The following is an 18,282-nucleotide window of genomic DNA, read 5'->3' on the forward strand; positions in this document are numbered from 1 at the left end:
TCATCCTTCGCGCGGCGTGGGCGGCAAGCCGGGCGGGGTGCCATCCGCCGTGCTGTTGGTTGTGCCACCAGCGCTGCCGCTGGCCGAGCCCGCGACGCGCGCGGACGGCGCCGGCGGACCGGCGAGCGAGCCGACCGCGACCGCCGCGCTGTCGGCCGACGTGCGCGGCAACGGCCGATCGCCGCTCGCGTCGATCTCGTCGGCGACATCCCACAGCACGCGCGGATCGAATGTGACGACGACCGCGAACATCAGCGTCAGCGCGCCGAACGCGAACAGCGCCGCCTCGGGAATCACGCGCGCGAGGCTCACCATCTTCACGATCGTGATCAGCACGCCGAGCATGAACACTTCGATCATGCCCCACGGTCGCACGAACTGGATCGCGCGCAGCACGCGATTGAAGTGCGCGGGCACGTAGCCGGCGCGTAGCGGCACCAGCACGTACAGCAGCGCGACGAGTTCGGTGAACGGAAAGAGGATCGTCGAGCAGAACACCATCACGGCGACGATCTGCATGTTCTCGCCCCACAGCGCGACGAGCGCGCCGAACAGCGTAGTCTGTGACGTGATGCCGTTGGTTTCGAGTTCGACGATCGGAAAGCCCTGCGCGATCACGAACGTGATCAGCGCGGCGAGCGTCAGTGCGCAGATCGCGTCGAGCTTGCGCGAGACGCCGCGATAGAGCGTCGCGCCGCAGCGCGGACAACGCGCGGCGACGCGCCCGACAAGCCGTGGCTTGCGGAACAGCGTATCGCATTCATGGCACGCGATCAGGTTGTCATGTTCCATGCGGCAGATGGGCTAACGACGTAGTAGCGGCGTGCAAGGCCTGCTCGTTACGAGGGGTCGGGCGGCGGTGAGCAGCAATAGTACCAAACGCGGCCTCGCGACCGAGGCGAGCCGCGCGCGGCGCGGGGCATGGCGCCGTCCCCGCCGCGCGCTGGTCCGGGCCTGAGATGGCGTCGCTTCGGGGCTTTCGGTCCCCGAATCGTTCAACGCAAGGGCGGTGATGCGGCGCCCTGGGGCCATTGCAGCGCAAAATTCGGGCCCGTTCCGCCGACGCGCTCCAGCCAGCTTTTCGCGCTTGGGGTAGCATGGCGCCCGTGGCATGCCCGGCGGCCTTTTGTGGCGATGATGTCCGCCGCATCGGCCGCGCACGCCGCGCCGATGCGGCGGCGGCGATCGCGGAATAGCTGGCCGCGGCGCGCCGTTAACTTCTAACTGTCTGCGTTGATCTGTCATGACACTCAATCCATCGTTCGGTACCCGGGAGTCGTACACGCGGACCGCCATCGCGTTTCACTGGCTGATCGCACTGCTGATCGTCTGCGGCTTTGCGCTCGGCTGGGTGATGACCGACATCCCGGGCTTCACGCCCACCAAGCTGCGCTATTTCTCGTGGCACAAATGGATCGGCGTGACCGTGTTCGCGCTCGCGATCGTGCGCATCCTGTGGCGCGCGACCCACGCCTCGCCGCCGATGCCGCGCCGCATGCCCACCTGGCAGCGTGGCGCCGCGCATCTCACACATCTGTTGCTGTACGTGCTGATGATCGTGATTCCCGTGTCCGGCTATCTGTATAGCTCGGCGGCGAACGTGCCGGTCGTCTACCTCGGGCTGATTCCGCTGCCACGAATCATCGCGCCCGATCCGCACCTGAAGGAAGTGCTGAAGAACCTGCACATCGCGTTGAATTACACGTTGCTCGTGCTGGTCGCTCTACACACCGCGGCGGCGCTCAAGCATCAATGGCTCGATCGCGACGGCCTGCTGTCGCGCATGATCCCCTTCCTCAAATAAGGACAACCATGAAGGGTTCGTTTTATCGCTACATGCTGGCCGCGTTCGCAGCGGCGTCGCTGAGCGCCGCGGGCGCGGCGCTCGCGCAGGTCGACGTCGCGAAGAGTTCGGTGACGGCTACCTCGAAGCAGATGAACGTGCCGGTCGAAGGCAAGTTCAACAAGTTCACGGCGCAGGTCAGCTTCGATCCGGCCAAACCGACGGCCGGCAGCGCGCAGCTCAACATCGACGTCGCCAGCTACGATCTCGGCGACGAGAGCTACAACGAGCAGGTGCGCGGCAAGGAATGGTTCGACGCGAAGACCTTTCCGAGCGCGACGTTCGTGTCGAGCGCGATCGCGCCGGCCGGCGGCAACCAGTTCAAGGTGACCGGTAAGCTGACCATCAAGGGCAAGTCGGAGACGGTCGTGGTGCCGGTCACGGTCGGCCAGCAGGGCGCGATGCAGACCTTCGACGGCGCGCTGCCGATCAAGCGCTCGCAGTTCGACATCGGCACCGGCGAATGGAAGGACACATCGGTCGTCGCCGACGAGGTCGTGATCAAGTTTCATATCGTCGCCGCGCGCAAGTAACGCGCACGGCGCTCGCGAGGTCCGCCGCGCCACGTGGGGCGCGGCCGCTTTCCCACCGCAGGTTGCACCGCGATTTTCAACGCAAAACAGGAGCACGAATTGAAAACGTCCATCTTGATCGCTGTTGGCGCGCTGGCTTCGTCGCTGTCGCTCGGCGCCTTCGCCGCCGATACCTATCTGCTTGATCCGATGCATACGTTTCCTAGCTTCGAGGCCGACCACTTTGGCGGTCTGTCGATCTGGCGCGGCAAATTCACGAAGACCACGGGAACGGTGACGCTCGATCGCGCGGCCAAAACCGGCACCGTCGACGTCACCGTCGATCCCGCTTCGGTGCAGACCGGCAACCCGAAGCTCGACGATCACCTGAGGGCCGCCGAGTTCTTCGACGTCGAGAAGTATCCGACCGTGACCTACAAGGGCACCGAGATCAAGTTCGACGGCGACAAGCCCGTCGAGGTGATCGGCACGCTGACGATTCGCGGCATCACGAAGCCGGTGAATCTGAAGATCGATTCGTTCAAGTGCATGCAGCACCCGGTCCTCAAGCGCGAAGTCTGCGGCGTCGAGGCGAGCACCGAATTCAATCGCGCCGATTACGGCATGGAGTTCGGCGCGAAGTACGGCTTCAGCATGCAGACGCGACTGCATATCCAGTCGGAAGGTATCAAGCAGCAGTAGGCGCGCCGGCAGCTTCGCGGCCGGCGCCGCGCGCGGGCTGTTGCGATTCGATCCGCGCTGCGCCGCAATACGAAAACCGCTTCGGTCGTTCACCGACGAAGCGGTTTTTTGTCGCCCGTTGCGAACGCCTCGGCCAGGGTGGCGCGCCTCGGCCATTTGTCGCTCGCATCGCTTTTATTTTTTCAGTTAAATAGAGCGCAAGCAGTCATGCCGGTGCTGCGCGTTGCCGGGATGGCCTGGGCGGACGTCATGCGTTCGTGTCGATAAATATTTCGCGCAGTACAGGAGATCTGGATGAATGCAACGACAGCAGCAAGCGTCGCGGGAAGCCGGCGGAATTCGTGGCGCGCGGTGGTGGCCGCCTCGATCGGCAACGCGCTCGAATGGTTCGACCTCGTGGTGTACGGCTTTTTCGCCGTGACCATCTCCAAGCTGTTTTTTCCGGCCGGCAACGAGACCGTATCGCTGCTGCTCACGCTCGGCACGTTCGGCGTGTCGTTCTTCATGCGGCCGCTCGGCGCCATCGTGATCGGCGCGTACTCGGACCGCGCCGGGCGCAAGGGGGCGCTCACGCTTTCCATCCTGCTGATGATGAGCGGCACGCTGATCATCGCGATTTTGCCGACCTACCAGAGCATCGGTCTCGCCGCGCCGCTGATCCTCGTGCTCGCGCGGCTGATGCAAGGCTTCTCGGCCGGCGGCGAATTCGGCAGCGCGACTGCGTTTCTCGCCGAGCACGTGCCGGGCCGGCGCGGCTTCTACGCGAGCTGGCAGATGGCGAGCCAGGGTCTGACGACGCTGCTCGCGGCCGGTTTCGGCGCGTTGCTGACCGGCCAGTTGTCGCCGGAACAGATGGCATCGTGGGGCTGGCGCGTGCCGTTCTTCTTCGGTCTGCTGATCGGGCCCGTCGCGTTCTACATCCGCACCAGGCTCGACGAGACGCCCGAATTCCTCGCCGCCGAAACGACGCAGACGCCGCTGCGCGATACGTTCGCGACGCAGAAGCTGCGGCTCGTAATCGCGATGGGCGTGGTGATCCTCGGGACCGTGTCCGCGTATCTGATGCTGTTCATGCCGACCTATGGCGTGCGGCAACTGGGGCTCGCGCCGTCGGTCGCGTTCTCGGCGATCGCGGTGACGGGTCTGATCCAGATGGTGTTCTCGCCGGTGGCCGGGCATTGGTCGGACCTGCATGGACGCACACGCATCATGCTGGGCGCGGCCGTGCTGCTGTTCGTGCTCGTCTATCCGGCGTTCGCGTTCCTGATCGCGCATCCGAGCTTCGGCACGCTGATCGTGTGGCAGATCGTGTTCGGTTTTCTCGTCAGCGGCTACTTCGGCGCGACGCCGGGACTGCTGTCGGAGATATTCCCGGTGCAGACGCGCACGACCGGCATGTCGCTCGCGTATAACATCGCGGTGACGATCTTCGGCGGCTTCGGGCCGTTCATCATCGCGTGGCTGATCAGCGCGACCGGTTCGAAGGCAGCGCCGAGCTACTACGTGATGTTTGCCGCGCTGCTGAGCATCGCGGCGCTGATCGGCGCACGGCGCAAGCTGGGGTTCCGCTAGGAACGAGGCGGTAACGACGGCGTACGTAAACGCAAAAGGCCGGTTCGACAGAACCGGCCTTTTTTATTGTGCGCATCCTCAGCGGTTACGCGCGCATCACACCTGGGCGCCCGCGTTCGGATCGTCCGGATCGACGCGTTCCTTCTTGTCCTTGATCAGGTCTTCGCGCTTGACGCCGAACCACATGGCAAGAGCCGCGGCGACGAACACCGACGAGTAGATACCGAACAGAATACCGACCGTCAGCGCGAGCGCGAAGTAGTGCAGCGTCGGGCCGCCGAACAGGAACATCGACAGCACCATCATCTGCGTACAGCCGTGCGTGATGACGGTTCGCGACATCGTGCTGGTGATTGCGTGGTTGATCACTTCGATCACGGTCATCTTGCGTTCGCGGCGGAAGGTTTCGCGAATCCGGTCGAAGATAACGACCGACTCGTTGACCGAATAGCCGAGCACCGCGAGCACCGCGGCCAGCACCGACAGCGAGAACTCCCACTGGAAGAACGCGAAGAAGCCGAGAATGATGACGACGTCGTGCAGGTTGGCGATCACGCCGGCGATCGCGTACTTCCATTCGAAGCGGAACGACAGGTAGATCACGATGCCGGCCACCACGCAGGCGAGCGCGAGCAGACCGTCGGTGGCGAGCTCCTTGCCGACCTGCGGACCGACGAACTCGACGCGCTGCAACTGCACTTCCGGCGTGTCGGCCTTCAGCGCGCCCATCACCTGGTCGCTCTGCTGCGCGGACGTGTAGCCCGTCTTCAGCGGCAGACGGATCAGTACGTCGCGCGAGGTGCCGAAGTTCTGCACCTGCGCGTCGGCATAGCCGAGCTTGCCGAGCGTGTTACGCACCGGGTCGAGCGGCACCGCGCCCGGATACTGCACCTCGATCACGGTACCGCCGGTGAATTCCACCGACAGATGCAGCCCGCGATGCACGAGGAAGAACACGGCGGCGAGGAAGGTGATCAGCGAGATCGCGTTGAAGATCAACGCGCGCTGCATGAACGGAATGTCTTTACGGAAACGGAAAAATTCCATGGTCTTGTTCTCCGGGACTCAGCGGGACGAACCCGGTTTTTTGCCGCGTCGAGTCATTCGACGTCGGCGTGCCCGACGCATTGCGGCGACGCACGGTCGGCTTCGAGCGACCCTGCGCGCCGGCCGCGGCCGGTGCCTTCGAGCTTGCCTTCGCTTTCGCCTTCGCCGTGGCGATGGCCTGCGCGGTGTCGGTCGCGGCGTCGCTGCCGCCGAGGGTGTTGCCGGCATACGCGGCCGAGCCTGCCGCCGCCGCTTGCGGACGCCACACCTGGCCGATCGACAGCGACTTCAGCTTCTTCTTGCCGCCGTACCAGAAGTTGACCAGGCCGCGCGAGAAGAACACCGCCGAGAACATCGACGTCAGAATGCCGATACAGTGGACGATCGCGAAGCCGCGCACCGGACCGGAGCCGAACGCGAGCAGCGCGAGGCCGGCGATCAGCGTGGTCACGTTCGAGTCGAGAATCGTCGCCCATGCATGCGCGTAGCCGTTCTGGATGGCCAGTTGCGGCGGCGCGCCGTGGCGCAGTTCCTCGCGCACGCGCTCGTTGATCAGCACGTTCGCGTCGATCGCCATACCGAGCGCGAGCGCGATAGCGGCGATACCCGGCAGCGTGAGCGTGGCCTGCAGCATCGACAGCACCGCGACCAGCAGCAGCAGGTTCACGGACAGGCCGACCATCGAGATCACGCCGAACAGCATGTAGTACGCGCTCATGAACACGGCGATCGCCGCGAAGCCCCACACGACCGAGTGGAAGCCCTTCTTGATATTGTCGGCGCCGAGGCTCGGGCCGATCGTGCGTTCCTCGATGATTTCCATCGGCGCGGCGAGCGAACCGGCGCGCAGCAGCAGCGCGAGGTCGGCGGCCGCTTGCGGGGTCGGCTGGCCGGTGATCTGGAAGCGGTCGCCCAGTTCCGACTGAATCGTCGCGACGGTCAGCACTTCGCCCTTGCCGTGCTCGAACAGCACCATCGCCATTGGCTTGCCGATGTTGTCACGCGATACCGCGCGCACCGCGCGGCCGCCGGCCGAGTCGAGACGGATATTGACCGACGGACGCTGATGCTCGTCGAAGCCCGCCGACGCGTCGATGATGCGGTCGCCGGTGAAGATCACCTGCTTGCGCAGCAGCACCGGCGTCTGGTTGCCTTGCGTGAAGAGTTCATCGCCCGGCGGCACCGGGTCGTTCGGGTTCGGATGCGTGTTGACCGGATCGGCGAGGCGCGCTTCGAGCGTCGCCGTACGGCCGATGATGTCCTTCGCCTTCGCGGTGTCCTGCACGCCCGGCAGCTCGACGACGATGCGGTCCGTGCCCTGTTGCTGGATCACCGGCTCGGCCACGCCGAGTTCGTTCACGCGGTTATGCAGCGTCGTGATGTTCTGCTTGAGCGCGGCGTCCTGCACCTCGCGCTGCACGGCCGGCGTAAAGGTGCCGACGAGCTGCACGCCGCCGTCCGGGCCGGTGTTCGGCTGCGACGCCCACTGCAGTTCGCTGACGCTGCGGCCGAGCAGCTTGAGTGCCGCGTCCGCCGTGGCCTGGTCGGCCAGATTCACCACCACCGACTGGTTCACGCGATTCACGCCGCCGTCGCGCACGTTGTTGTCGCGCAGCAGCGTGCGCACGTCCGAGGCGTCCGAGTCGAGCTTCTTGTTCAGCGCGCCGGCCATGTCGACCTGCAGCAGGAAGTGCACACCGCCGCGCAGGTCGAGACCGAGGTACATCGGCAGCGCGCGCAGCGCGGTCATCCAGGTCGGCGACGCGCTTTGCAGGTTCAGTGCGACGACGTACTGCGGATCGTTCGGGTCGCTATTGAGCGACTTCTGCAGCAGGTCTTTCACGCGCAACTGCGTGTCCGTGTTCGTCAGGCGCACGCGGATGTTCGCGTTGTTCTGCGAGTTGTCGAACGTGATTGCGGTCGGCTTGATGTGATTGGCCGCGAGCGCGGCTTCGATCGACGCTAGCGTGGCGGCGTCGAGTCTGACCGTGGCCTTGCCGCTCGACACCTGCACCGCCGGCGCTTCGCCGTACAGATTGGGCAGCGTGTACACGAGGCCGATGACCAGAGCCACCAGCATCACGGCGTATTTCCAGAGGGGGTAGCGATTCATGAGTGGTCCAACGGGAAGGTTGGCTTGGATGCGATGCGTCCGGCGATGAGCGCGGGCCGTTCAGCGAACTGCCTGAACCGCCGGCGAGGCCGCACCGGACGCGGGGAGTGCAGGCCTTACAGCGACTTGATCGTGCCCTTCGGGAGAATTGTCGTGACCGACGCCTTTTGCACGGTGACTTCCGTGCCTTCCGAGATTTCGATGCCGACGTAGGCTTCGCCCACCTTCGTCACCTTGCCGACGATGCCGCCGTTCGTCACGACTTCATCGCCCCTGGCCATCGCTGCGAGCATGTTGCGATGTTCCTTCTGACGCTTCATTTGCGGGCGAATCATGATGAAGTACAGTACGCCGAACATCAGGATCAGCGGCAGGAAGCTCATCAGGTTCGATTCGATACCACCTGCTGCTGCGCCTTGCGCGAAGGCATTGGAAATGAACGACACGTTGGTCTCTCCGTTATCAGTCAAACGATCAAAAAAATCAGCCGATTATTCTACCACCGGCCACACGCGCGCCGGCGCGGCGAATCGGCTTTGCGATCAACCGTTTAAAGGTCCGATTCGGGGCAAATTCGGCGGCCGGCGAAAGTAAATTGTAAGTTGTCCGCGTGCGGCATGCGCAATCCATGTGGCGGGCCGTCAGGACGACGGTTCGACGCCGCGCGCGCGGTCTTCGTGGAAACGCTTGCGGAAAGTGTCGAACAGTTTCGCCTCGATCGCATCGCGCATTTCCTGCATCAGTTCCAGGTAGTAATGCAGGTTGTGGATCGTGTTCAGCTGCGCGCCGAGAATTTCGCCGACGCGATGCAGGTGGTGCAGATAGCCGCGCGTGAAGTTGCGGCAGGTGTAGCAGCCGCATTGCTCGTCGAGCGGGCGCAGCGAGTTCCTGTGCGTCGCGTTGCGGATCTTGATGTCGCCGAAACGCGTGAAGAGCCAGCCGTTGCGCGCGTTGCGCGTGGGCATCACGCAGTCGAACATGTCGACGCCGGCCGCGACGCCGGCCACCAGGTCTTCCGGCGTGCCGACGCCCATCAGGTAGTGCGGCTTGTCGGCCGGCAGCTTGGGGCCGATGTGGTTCAGGATCCGCATCATGTCTTCCTTCGGCTCGCCGACCGACAGACCGCCGATCGCGAGGCCGTGGAAGTTCTTCTGCGCGAGGCCGGCGAGCGACTCGTCGCGCAGATCCTCGAACATGCCGCCCTGCACGATGCCGAACAGCGCATTCGGATTGCCGAGGCGCTCGAATTCGTCGATCGAGCGTTGCGCCCAGCGCATCGACATGCGCATCGATTCGGCGGCTTCCTTGTGCGAGGTCGGGATGTTGTTGGTGGCGTACGGCGTGCATTCGTCGAACTGCATCACGATGTCCGAGTTCAGCACCTTCTGGATCTGCATCGACACTTCCGGCGACAGGAACAGCCGGTCGCCGTTGATCGGCGACGCGAACGTGACGCCGTCCTCGGTGATCTTGCGCAGATCGCCGAGCGAAAACACCTGGAAGCCGCCCGAGTCGGTCAGGATCGGCTTCTTCCAGCCCATGAAGCCGTGCAGGCCGCCGTGCGCCTCGATGGTTTCGAGGCCGGGTCGCAGCCACAGGTGAAACGTATTGCCGAGGATGATCTGCGCGTGCATTTCGTCGAGCTCGCGCGGCTGGACCGCCTTCACGGTGCCGTAGGTGCCGACCGGCATGAAGATCGGTGTCTCCACCACGCCGTGATTGAGCGTGACGCGGCCGCGGCGCGCAAGGCCGTCGGTGCCGAGCAGTTCGAATTTGAGGCCATTCTCCGGGCGCTCGTGGGCAGGATGTTGCGAGAGATGACCAAGGGTCATGGGGATCACTCCTGGGCTACCGGAAAACAGTCCGGCGCAATCAATGAAAACCGCCACGAGGGATCGCGGCGGCTAGGAAGACTGCCAATACGCTGAAGCAGTGCTCGAACCGGCTCATGCATCGCGCCGCGTGAGCAGCATCGCGTCACCGTAGCTGAAAAAACGATAGCGCTCGTCGATCGCATGACGGTACACGGCGCGAATCGTCTCGACGCCCGCGAACGCCGACACCAGCATCAGCAGCGTAGATTTCGGCAAATGGAAGTTCGTGACCAGCCGGTCGACCACGCGGAACCGGTAGCCCGGCGTGATGAAGATGTCGGTTTCCGCGCTCGCCGCGCCGAGCGGATGGCCGGCGGCTTCGGCGTCGCGCGCGGCGGCTTCGAGCGCGCGCAGCGAGGTCGTGCCGACCGCGATCACGCGGTTGCCGCGCGCTTTGGTCGCGGCGATCTTGTCCGCGAGCGCTTGCGGCAGGTGATACCACTCGCTGTGCATCTTGTGCTCGGCGATGTTTTCGACGCGCACCGGCTGAAACGTGCCCGCGCCGACGTGCAGCGTCAGCGTCGCGCGGTCGATGCCGAGGGCGTCGAGGCGGGCGAGCAGCGTGTCGTCGAAGTGCAGGCCGGCGGTCGGCGCGGCGACCGCGCCCGGGTTCTGCGCGAAGACGGTCTGATAGCGGGTTTCGTCGGTCGCGTCGGGGTCGTGCTCGATGTACGGCGGCAGCGGCAGACGGCCGTACTGCTCGATCAGCGTCAGGCAGTCGTCGGGGAAATGCAGCGTGTAGAACTGATCGACGCGCTCGCCGACGGTGACGTCGAACGCATCCGCGAGACGGATCGTCGTGCCCGCCTGCGGGCTCTTGCTCGCCCGGATCTGCGCGAGCGCGCCGCGCTCGCCAGTCAGGCGCTCGACCAGCACTTCGATCTTGCCGCCGCTCGACTTCTGGCCGAAGAAGCGCGCCTTCAGCACTTTGGTATCGTTGAAGACGAGCAGATCGCCCGGCGCGAGGCACTCGGGCAGTTCGGTGAAGCGGCGGTCGATCAGGCGCGCGGCGCCGTCGGCGGCGCCTGCGGCGTCCACGTCGAGCAGACGGCTTGCGCTGCGCTCGGGCAGCGCGACTTGCGCGATCAGCTCGGGCGGCAGATCGAAATCGAAATCGGAAAGCGTAAACATGCGAACGACTGGAAGCGGGTTGGGACTGATTTGGGACTGAATTGAGCCGAAGCCGGAGCCGGGCGGCTATGATGGCGGGACGCCGAAGCGGCCCGCGCGCTTTGTGCCGCATCCTGCCTACGCTGGACGCGCGAAGGGCGGCACGACTTCTTTTCGACAGCACCCGATATTGTACTTGCGAAGCAGCCTATGCCTTTGTCCGACCGCCGATCGTCCGTTGCCACCCTCGAAGCGGGCGCCGAACCGCGGCGCCGCGGTGCGCGGGCGGAGGCGGGGGAGCGGGATGTGGCGCAAGCGGGCGCACAAGGCGGCATGATGGCCGCTGGCCACGATCTCGGGCGCGACGGCGACAAGCCCGGCGGCCACGCGGGCGACCCGCCGGATCAATTCGCCGCCGACCACGCGAGCGACGACAAACCCGCCGCCAAAACCAAAGGCGCGGCAAAAGCCGCCGCCAAAGCCCCGGTCAAAACCGCCGACAAGCTCGCCAAACTCGGCCTCACACGCGACATCGACCTCGTGCTGCATCTGCCGATGCGCTACGAAGACGAAACCACGCTGACGCCGATCGGTCACTTGCTGCCCGGCGGCATCGCGCAAACCGAAGGCGTCGTGTTCGACAATGAGATCGCCTATCGCCCGCGCCGGCAGCTGCTCGTGAAGCTGCGCGACGCCGACGGCGACGAACTCGTGCTGCGCTTTCTGAATTTCTACGGCTCGCAGGTCAAGCAGATGGCGCCCGGCGCGCGCCTGCGCGTGCGCGGCGACGTCCGGGGCGGCTTCTTCGGCATGGAGATGGTGCATCCGACCGTGCGCGTCGTCGATGAAGACACGCCGCTGCCGCAGGCGCTGACGCCGGTCTATCCGAGCACCGCGGGCGTATCGCAGGCGTATCTGCGCAAGGCGATCGACAACGCGCTCGCGCGCACGTCGCTGCCGGAGTTGCTGCCCGCGCCGGTTGCGCGCGCGTTTCTCGAACCGCTCGGCGTGCCGGCGCTGATGGACGCGGTGCGCACGCTGCATCATCCGGGCCCGCAGTCGGACGAAACGGCGCTGATCGACGGCACGCATCCGGCCTGGGTGCGCATCAAGTTCGAGGAGCTGCTCGCGCAGCAGATGTCGCTGAAGCGCGCGCACGACGAGCGGCGCACGCGCGCCGCGCCGGCCATGCCGCGCCGCAAGCTCGGCGACGAATCGGCGCTGGTCGCGCGGCTGCTGAAGGCGCTGCCGTTTTCGCTGACGGCCGCGCAGCAGCGCGTCGGCGGCGAGATCGCGCTCGATCTGACGCAGCCGCATCCGATGCAGCGGCTGTTGCAGGGCGACGTCGGCAGCGGCAAGACGATCGTCGCGGCGCTCGCCGCCGCGCAGGCGATCGACGCCGGCTACCAGGCCGCGCTGATGGCGCCGACCGAAATTCTCACCGAGCAGCACGCGCGCAAATTGCGCGGCTGGCTCGAGCCGCTCGGCGTGAATGTCGCGTGGCTCGCGGGCAGTCTGAAGACGAAGGAGAAGCGCGCCGCGATCGAAGCGGCCGCGCTCGGCACCGCGCAGCTCGTGATCGGCACGCACGCGATCATTCAGGACGCGGTCGAGTTCGCGCGCCTCGGACTCGTGATCGTCGACGAGCAGCATCGCTTCGGCGTCGCGCAACGGCTCGCGTTGCGCGCGAAGGCGCAGGGCGCCGCCGACGGCGCGGCCGACTTCCAGCCGCATCAACTCATGATGTCGGCGACGCCGATTCCGCGCACGCTCGCCATGACCTACTACGCGGACCTCGACGTCTCCACGATCGACGAACTGCCGCCCGGCCGCACCCCGATCCTCACGAAGCTCGTGTCCGACGCGCGCCGCGAAGAGGTGATCGGCCGCGTGCGCGAGGCGGCGTTGACGGGGCGCCAGGTGTACTGGGTGTGTCCGCTGATCGAGGAAAGCGAGACCCTGCAGTTGCAAACCGCGGTCGAGACCTACGAGACGCTGGTGGCCGCGCTGCCCGAGCTGAAGGTCGGGCTGGTGCACGGGCGCCTCGCGCCCGCCGAAAAGGCCACGGTGATGGACGCGTTCTCGCGCAACGAGATCCAGCTGCTGGTCGCGACCACGGTGATCGAAGTCGGCGTCGACGTGCCGAACGCATCGTTGATGGTGATCGAGCATGCGGAGCGCTTCGGTCTCGCGCAGCTGCATCAGTTGCGCGGACGCGTGGGGCGCGGCAGCGCCGCGTCGGTCTGCGTGCTGCTCTACACCGGACCGCTGTCGATGACCGCCCGCGCGCGCCTGCAAACGATGCGCGAAACCACCGACGGCTTCGAGATCGCCCGCCGCGACCTCGAAATCCGCGGGCCAGGCGAGTTCCTCGGCGCGCGGCAGTCAGGCGCCGCGATGCTGCGTTTCGCCGACCTGCAGAACGATCAGCACCTCATCGAGCCGGCGCGCGAAGCCGCCGCGACGCTGCTCGACCAATATCCGGACGTGGTCATTCAGCATCTGGCGCGCTGGCTCGGCGCGCGCGAGCAGTATCTGAAGGCCTGAGCGCCGTCCCCGCCGCAAGCACAACGGCTAAAAGGTTGGCGAACCGACCCTATAGGTGTATAACTAGAACCTATCGAATCCATCGGACTGATTGATCCCCGAATGACGCTCACCGAATTGAAATACATCGTGGCGGTGGCCCGCGAGCGGCACTTCGGCCGTGCCGCCGAAGCGTGTTTCGTCAGCCAGCCCACGCTGTCCGTCGCCATCAAGAAGCTCGAAGACGAGCTGAACGTGCAGATTTTCGAGCGCGGAACCAGCGAGGTCAGCGTGACGCCGATCGGCGAACAGATCGTTACGCAGGCGCAACGCGTGCTCGAGCAGACGCTCGCGATCAAGGAAATCGCCAAGCAGGGCAAGGACCCGCTGCTGGGTCCGCTGCGCCTCGGCGTGATCTATACGATCGGGCCGTACCTGCTGCCGACGCTCGTCAAGCAGATGATCCGGCGCGTGCCGCAAATGCCGCTGATGCTGCAGGAAAACTACACGCTGAAGCTGATCGAGCTGCTCAAGCAGGGCGAAATCGACGTGGCGATCATGGCGCTGCCGTTTCCCGAAACCGGGCTGATGCTGCGTCCGCTGTACGACGAGCCGTTCGTCGTCGCGCTGCCGTCCGGCCACGCATGGGAAAGCCGCCCGAAGATCGACCCCGACGACCTGAAGCAGGAAACCATGCTGCTGCTCGGCAGCGGGCACTGCTTCCGCGATCACGTGCTCGGCGTGTGTCCCGAGCTGATGCGCTTTTCGCAGAACGCCGACGGCATCCAGAAGACCTTCGAGGGCTCGTCGCTCGAAACGATTCGTCATATGGTCGCAAGCGGCGTCGGCATTACCGTGCTGCCGCGCATGTCGGTGCACGAGGTCAAGCCACATGCGGGCGGTATCGACGCGGGCCTGCTCAGCTATGTCGCGTTCGACGAGCCGGTGCCCGATCGCCGCGTCGTGCTGGCATGGCGCAAGAGCTTCACGCGCATGCCCGCGATCGACGCGATCTGCGACGCAATCGCCGCGTGCGACCTGCCGGGCGTCAAAAAGCTCGATCTGCCCGCCGCCGTCAACTGACTCGCCATCATCCGCAGCCGCGCCGGACACCGGTGTGGCCAGCCGCAAAAAGGGCGCAAGCCCTATCGAATAGATTAAATTAATCAAATACGACTATTCGATAGATGTTGCTATAGTTTCCTCCACGGATCGCCCGATCCCTTTATTCGATAAGGCTCAGCGCCCGGACTCCGAGTCGGGGCGCGAGACAAGCCAGGAGGAAAACACCATGCACGCGCTTTCACAGTCCATCCACGCTTTTCCCGCGCAACCGGCCACGACGGCCGCCGCGCCGAGTATCCGTACGGTCGCCGTGTCGTTGCTGGCCGACCGGGTGCTGGCCGCCTGACGTGCCTACCCGTGACGGCGTCCGTCGCGCACGGATGCCGCATGCTTTTCCCCCGATTCGATAGAAACCACGCAGGAGTGCCCATGTCCGAACGTAAGCTCACCAATGCCGCCGGCGCGCCCGTCGCCGATAACCAGAACTCGATGACCGCCGGCCCGCGTGGCCCCGTGGTGCTGCAGGACGTCTGGCTGCTCGAAAAGCTCGCGCACTTCGATCGCGAAGTGATTCCCGAGCGGCGCGTTCACGCGAAGGGTTCGGGCGCGTTTGGCACGCTGACGGTGACGCACGACATTTCGCGCTACACGAAGGCGAAGGTATTCGCGCAGGTCGGCCAGGAAACGCCGCTTTTCATGCGCTTTTCGACGGTGGCCGGCGAGCGTGGCGCGGCCGACGCCGAGCGCGACGTGCGCGGCTTCTCGATCAAGTTCTACACCGAGGAAGGCAACTGGGACGTGGTCGGCAACAACACGCCAGTGTTCTTCATTCGCGATCCGCTCAAGTTTCCGGACTTCATTCATACGCAGAAGCGTGATCCGTACACGAATCTGCGCAGCAACGTCGCCGCGTGGGATTTCTGGTCGAGTCATCCGGAGTCGCTGCATCAGGTGACGATTCTGATGAGCGATCGCGGCATTCCGAAGAACTACCGGCAGATGCACGGCTTCGGCTCGCACACGTACTCGTTCATCAACGCGAGCAACGAGCGTTTTTGGGTCAAGTTCCATTTCAAGTCGCTGCAAGGCATCGAGAACTTCACCGACGCCGATGCCGCGCAGGTAGTCGCCAATGACCGCGAAAGCGCGCAGCGCGATCTGGTGAACAGCATCGACGCGGGCAACTTTCCGAAGTGGCGCTTCGCAATTCAGGTGATGCCGGAAGCGGATGCGGCGAACTACCGCTTCAATCCATTCGACATCACGAAGGTGTGGTCGCAGAAGGACTATCCGTTGATCGACGTCGGCACGCTCGAACTGAATCGCAACGCGGAGAACTATTTCGCGGACGTCGAGCAGGCGGCGTTCACGCCGGCGAACGTGGTGCCGGGCATCGGATTTTCACCGGACCGTCTGTTGCAGGGGCGGCTGTTCTCGTACGGCGATACGCAGCGTTACCGGCTCGGCATCAATCATCACCAGATTCCGGTGAATGCGCCGCGCGTGCCGAACCCGCATTCGTTTCATCGCGATGGCGCGCTGCGCACCGACGGCAATCGCGGCGGCAACGTGAATTACGAGCCGAATCGGTTCGGCGACTTCGTGCAGGACGCGAACGCGTCCGAGCCGCCGCTCGCGGCGGGCGCGGTCGCCCGTTACGAGCATCGCGAGGACGACGACTACTACACGCAGCCGCGCATGTTGTTCGCGCTGTTCGACGACGCGCAACGTGAGCGTCTGTTCGGCAATATCGCGCGACATATCGACGGCGTGCCGCAGGAGATCGTCGCGCGTCAGATCGAGCATTTCCGCCGCGCCGATCCGGCTTACGCGGAAGGTGTGATCGCGGCGCTCGCCGCGTTGCGGGAAGGCGGGAACCGCTAGGCGTCATATACGCGGCGGATGGTAAAGCATTGGCAAAGTCATCGACGGCGCGGCGCATTGCTGCGGTCCGTCACGAGACGAACCCGGAGTACGATCATGATAAGGATGATGATGGCGAGCATTGGCGGTCGGGCCGCCGCGCCGAGCATGCAGGCGCAATGGCAGGCGTTGATGTTTCGCAAGGCGCTGGGCTTTGCGATCGTCGCGAGCGGCTTTGCGGTAATCGCCGCGCAGGCGTTGCAACACGCGCTGGGCGGCTGAGCGCAGTACCGCCAGAATGGCTGCGCAGCAAGGCTCTCGGGCACGCGTTGCGCAAACCTTGCGGCATTCACGCTACACTGTCGAACGTTTTATTCGTGTTTTCGCTGACCGTCATCTGCCGACCGGTTCGTATCACTCTTCAAAGGAGTCATCATGGCCAAGAAAGAAGCGGCCGCAGCAGTACAGCACGTCAACATCGGGATCAGCGACAAGGATCGCAAGAAGATCGCCGAAGGGCTGTCGCGTCTGCTCGCCGACACCTACACGCTGTACCTGAAGACCCACAACTTCCACTGGAACGTCACGGGTCCGATGTTCAATACGCTGCACCTGATGTTCGAAACGCAGTACAACGAACTCGCGCTCGCGGTCGACTCGATCGCCGAACGCATCCGTGCATTGGGCGTGCATGCGCCGGGCAGCTACAAGGATTTCGCGAAGCTGTCGTCGATCCCCGAAGCGGACGGCGTGCCGGCCGCGGAAGACATGATCCGTCAGCTGGTCGAAGGTCAGGAAGCCGTGGTGCGCACCGCGCGCGCGATTTTCCCGTCGACGGAAGCCGCCAACGACGAGCCGACCGCCGACCTGCTCACGCAACGCATGCAGACACACGAAAAGACCGCATGGATGCTGCGCTCGCTGCTCGCCTGATTTGGCGCAGCTGAGCCGGTCGAGTCGAGTCCGATGCCGGCGCCGGCATCGCGCGCGCCGTGCTAAAAACGCACAAGCCTCCCTGCACGGGAGGCTTTGTTTTTTGCGCCGCTGCCGCATGACGCACAGATTCGAGCGCGTTGCACTTCGATACGCGGCCGCGCGAATCCTGGGCCGCCGTGCGCTTCCCGTAAAATAGGCGCACCGTGTTCGCACTTCACCGAATTCGTCCCATGTTCGCCCGACTTCCCCTGTATCTGCGCCTCGTGCGCATGGACAAGCCGATCGGCAGCCTGCTGCTGCTGTGGCCGACGCTCAACGCACTGTGGATCGCGTCCGGCGGTCATCCGTCGTGGCAATTGCTGGTGATCTTCACGCTCGGCACGGTGCTGATGCGCTCGGCCGGCTGCGCGATCAACGACTACGCGGACCGCGATTTCGACCGTCACGTGAAGCGCACCGAAAACCGGCCGATCACGTCCGGCAAGATCAATGCGTGGGAAGCGGTCGTGTTGGCAACCGTGCTGTCGCTGGTCGCGTTTCTACTGATTCAGCCGCTCAATGCATTGACCAAAGAGTTGTCGGTGGTCGCGCTGTTCGTCGCGGGCACGTATCCGTTCGTGAAGCGCTTCTTCGCGATTCCGCAGGCGTATCTGGGCATCGCGTTCGGCTTCGGTATTCCGATGGCGTTCGCCGCTGTGCAGGATCACGTGCCGCTGCTCGCGTGGGCGATGCTGGTCGCGAATATCTTCTGGGCCGTTGCGTACGACACCGAATACGCGATGGTCGATCGCGACGACGACATCAAGATCGGCATCCGGACGTCGGCGCTGACGTTCGGCCGTTTCGACGTGGCCGCGGTCATGCTGTGCTATGCGGTGACGCTCGGGATTTACGTCGGCATCGGCGTGACGCTCGGGTTTGGTCCGCTGTACTGGCTCGGCTGGGCGGTCGCGGTGGGTTGCGCGATCTATCACTACACGCTGATCCGCCATCGCGAGCGCATGCCGTGCTTTGCCGCGTTCCGTCACAACAACTGGCTCGGCGGCGCGTTGTTCGCGGGGATCGCCGCGCATTACGTGGTGGCTTCGTTTTAATTCGCGTCAGCGCTTTTCTGGCTTC

General features: G+C 64.9%; 15 protein-coding genes and 1 pseudogene. 10 read left to right on the plus strand and 6 right to left on the minus strand.

Translation table 11 applies throughout. The features are described 5' to 3' along the window. On the minus strand, positions 1–792 hold the full coding sequence (locus OKW37_RS06700) for a paraquat-inducible protein A (protein WP_429407407.1): 792 nt from the start codon (positions 790–792) through the stop codon (positions 1–3). Positions 793–1,243: 451 nt separating this feature from the next. On the opposite strand from OKW37_RS06700, the gene OKW37_RS06705 reads away from it, so the two are divergent. The 4 genes from OKW37_RS06705 (at position 1,244) to OKW37_RS06720 (ending at position 4,629) form a co-directional block, all read left to right on the plus strand. Then, positions 1,244–1,804 carry a cytochrome b gene (locus OKW37_RS06705; RefSeq protein ID WP_090803069.1) on the plus strand — a complete coding sequence of 187 codons (561 nt, stop codon included), beginning with the start codon at positions 1,244–1,246 and terminating at the stop codon, positions 1,802–1,804. Positions 1,805–1,812: 8 nt separating this feature from the next. After that, the gene (locus OKW37_RS06710; RefSeq protein ID WP_429356607.1) at positions 1,813–2,376 is read left to right on the plus strand and encodes a YceI family protein; all 564 of its coding nucleotides are present in this window, start codon (positions 1,813–1,815) and stop codon (positions 2,374–2,376) included. Positions 2,377–2,487: 111 nt separating this feature from the next. Beyond that, positions 2,488–3,057 carry a YceI family protein gene (locus OKW37_RS06715; protein WP_184034536.1) on the plus strand — a complete coding sequence of 190 codons (570 nt, stop codon included), beginning with the start codon at positions 2,488–2,490 and terminating at the stop codon, positions 3,055–3,057. Positions 3,058–3,351: 294 nt separating this feature from the next. Continuing rightward, positions 3,352–4,629, plus strand: a complete 1,278-nt coding sequence (locus OKW37_RS06720; protein WP_184062324.1) for an MFS transporter — start codon at positions 3,352–3,354, stop codon at positions 4,627–4,629. A 96-nt stretch (positions 4,630–4,725) separates the two neighbouring features. Here the strand turns inward: OKW37_RS06720 and secF are convergent, their stop codons facing one another. The 5 genes and pseudogenes from secF to queA form a co-directional block, all read right to left on the minus strand. After that, positions 4,726–5,676 (minus strand): protein translocase subunit SecF, encoded by a 951-nt coding sequence (gene secF / locus OKW37_RS06725; protein WP_090803074.1) that lies wholly within the window; start codon positions 5,674–5,676, stop codon positions 4,726–4,728. An 18-nt stretch (positions 5,677–5,694) separates the two neighbouring features. Further along, positions 5,695–7,789: pseudogene (secD, locus tag OKW37_RS06730) on the minus strand (protein translocase subunit SecD). A gap of 116 nt (positions 7,790–7,905) precedes the next feature. After that, positions 7,906–8,235 (minus strand): preprotein translocase subunit YajC, encoded by a 330-nt coding sequence (yajC, locus tag OKW37_RS06735; RefSeq protein ID WP_184034524.1) that lies wholly within the window; start codon positions 8,233–8,235, stop codon positions 7,906–7,908. A 195-nt stretch (positions 8,236–8,430) separates the two neighbouring features. Beyond that, a complete protein-coding gene (gene tgt, locus OKW37_RS06740; RefSeq protein WP_429407402.1) occupies positions 8,431–9,621 on the minus strand; it encodes a tRNA guanosine(34) transglycosylase Tgt in 1,191 nt (396 codons plus the stop codon). Positions 9,622–9,735: 114 nt separating this feature from the next. Then, positions 9,736–10,794, minus strand: a complete 1,059-nt coding sequence (queA, locus tag OKW37_RS06745) for a tRNA preQ1(34) S-adenosylmethionine ribosyltransferase-isomerase QueA (protein ID WP_429407400.1) — start codon at positions 10,792–10,794, stop codon at positions 9,736–9,738. Between the two features lie 189 nt (positions 10,795–10,983). On the opposite strand from queA, the gene recG reads away from it, so the two are divergent. The 6 genes from recG to ubiA all read left to right on the plus strand — a co-directional run bounded on the left by recG (position 10,984) and on the right by ubiA (position 18,257). Then, positions 10,984–13,320 carry an ATP-dependent DNA helicase RecG gene (gene recG / locus OKW37_RS06750; RefSeq protein ID WP_429407398.1) on the plus strand — a complete coding sequence of 779 codons (2,337 nt, stop codon included), beginning with the start codon at positions 10,984–10,986 and terminating at the stop codon, positions 13,318–13,320. Positions 13,321–13,422: 102 nt separating this feature from the next. Then, positions 13,423–14,382 (plus strand): LysR substrate-binding domain-containing protein, encoded by a 960-nt coding sequence (locus OKW37_RS06755; protein WP_184055574.1) that lies wholly within the window; start codon positions 13,423–13,425, stop codon positions 14,380–14,382. 411 nt (positions 14,383–14,793) lie between these two features. After that, on the plus strand, positions 14,794–16,248 hold the full coding sequence (locus OKW37_RS06760) for a catalase (protein ID WP_429407395.1): 1,455 nt from the start codon (positions 14,794–14,796) through the stop codon (positions 16,246–16,248). Between the two features lie 96 nt (positions 16,249–16,344). Beyond that, positions 16,345–16,509, plus strand: coding sequence for a hypothetical protein (locus OKW37_RS06765; RefSeq protein ID WP_184034506.1), 165 nt, complete (start codon positions 16,345–16,347; stop codon positions 16,507–16,509). Positions 16,510–16,662: 153 nt separating this feature from the next. After that, positions 16,663–17,160 (plus strand): Dps family protein, encoded by a 498-nt coding sequence (locus OKW37_RS06770; protein ID WP_184034504.1) that lies wholly within the window; start codon positions 16,663–16,665, stop codon positions 17,158–17,160. A 233-nt stretch (positions 17,161–17,393) separates the two neighbouring features. Beyond that, positions 17,394–18,257 carry a 4-hydroxybenzoate octaprenyltransferase gene (gene ubiA / locus OKW37_RS06775; protein ID WP_429407393.1) on the plus strand — a complete coding sequence of 288 codons (864 nt, stop codon included), beginning with the start codon at positions 17,394–17,396 and terminating at the stop codon, positions 18,255–18,257. Positions 18,258–18,282 lie beyond the last annotated feature (25 nt).

Origin of the sequence: Paraburkholderia sp. MM5482-R2, from assembly GCF_050436125.1 — a bacterium.
GTDB lineage: Bacteria > Pseudomonadota > Gammaproteobacteria > Burkholderiales > Burkholderiaceae > Paraburkholderia > Paraburkholderia tuberum.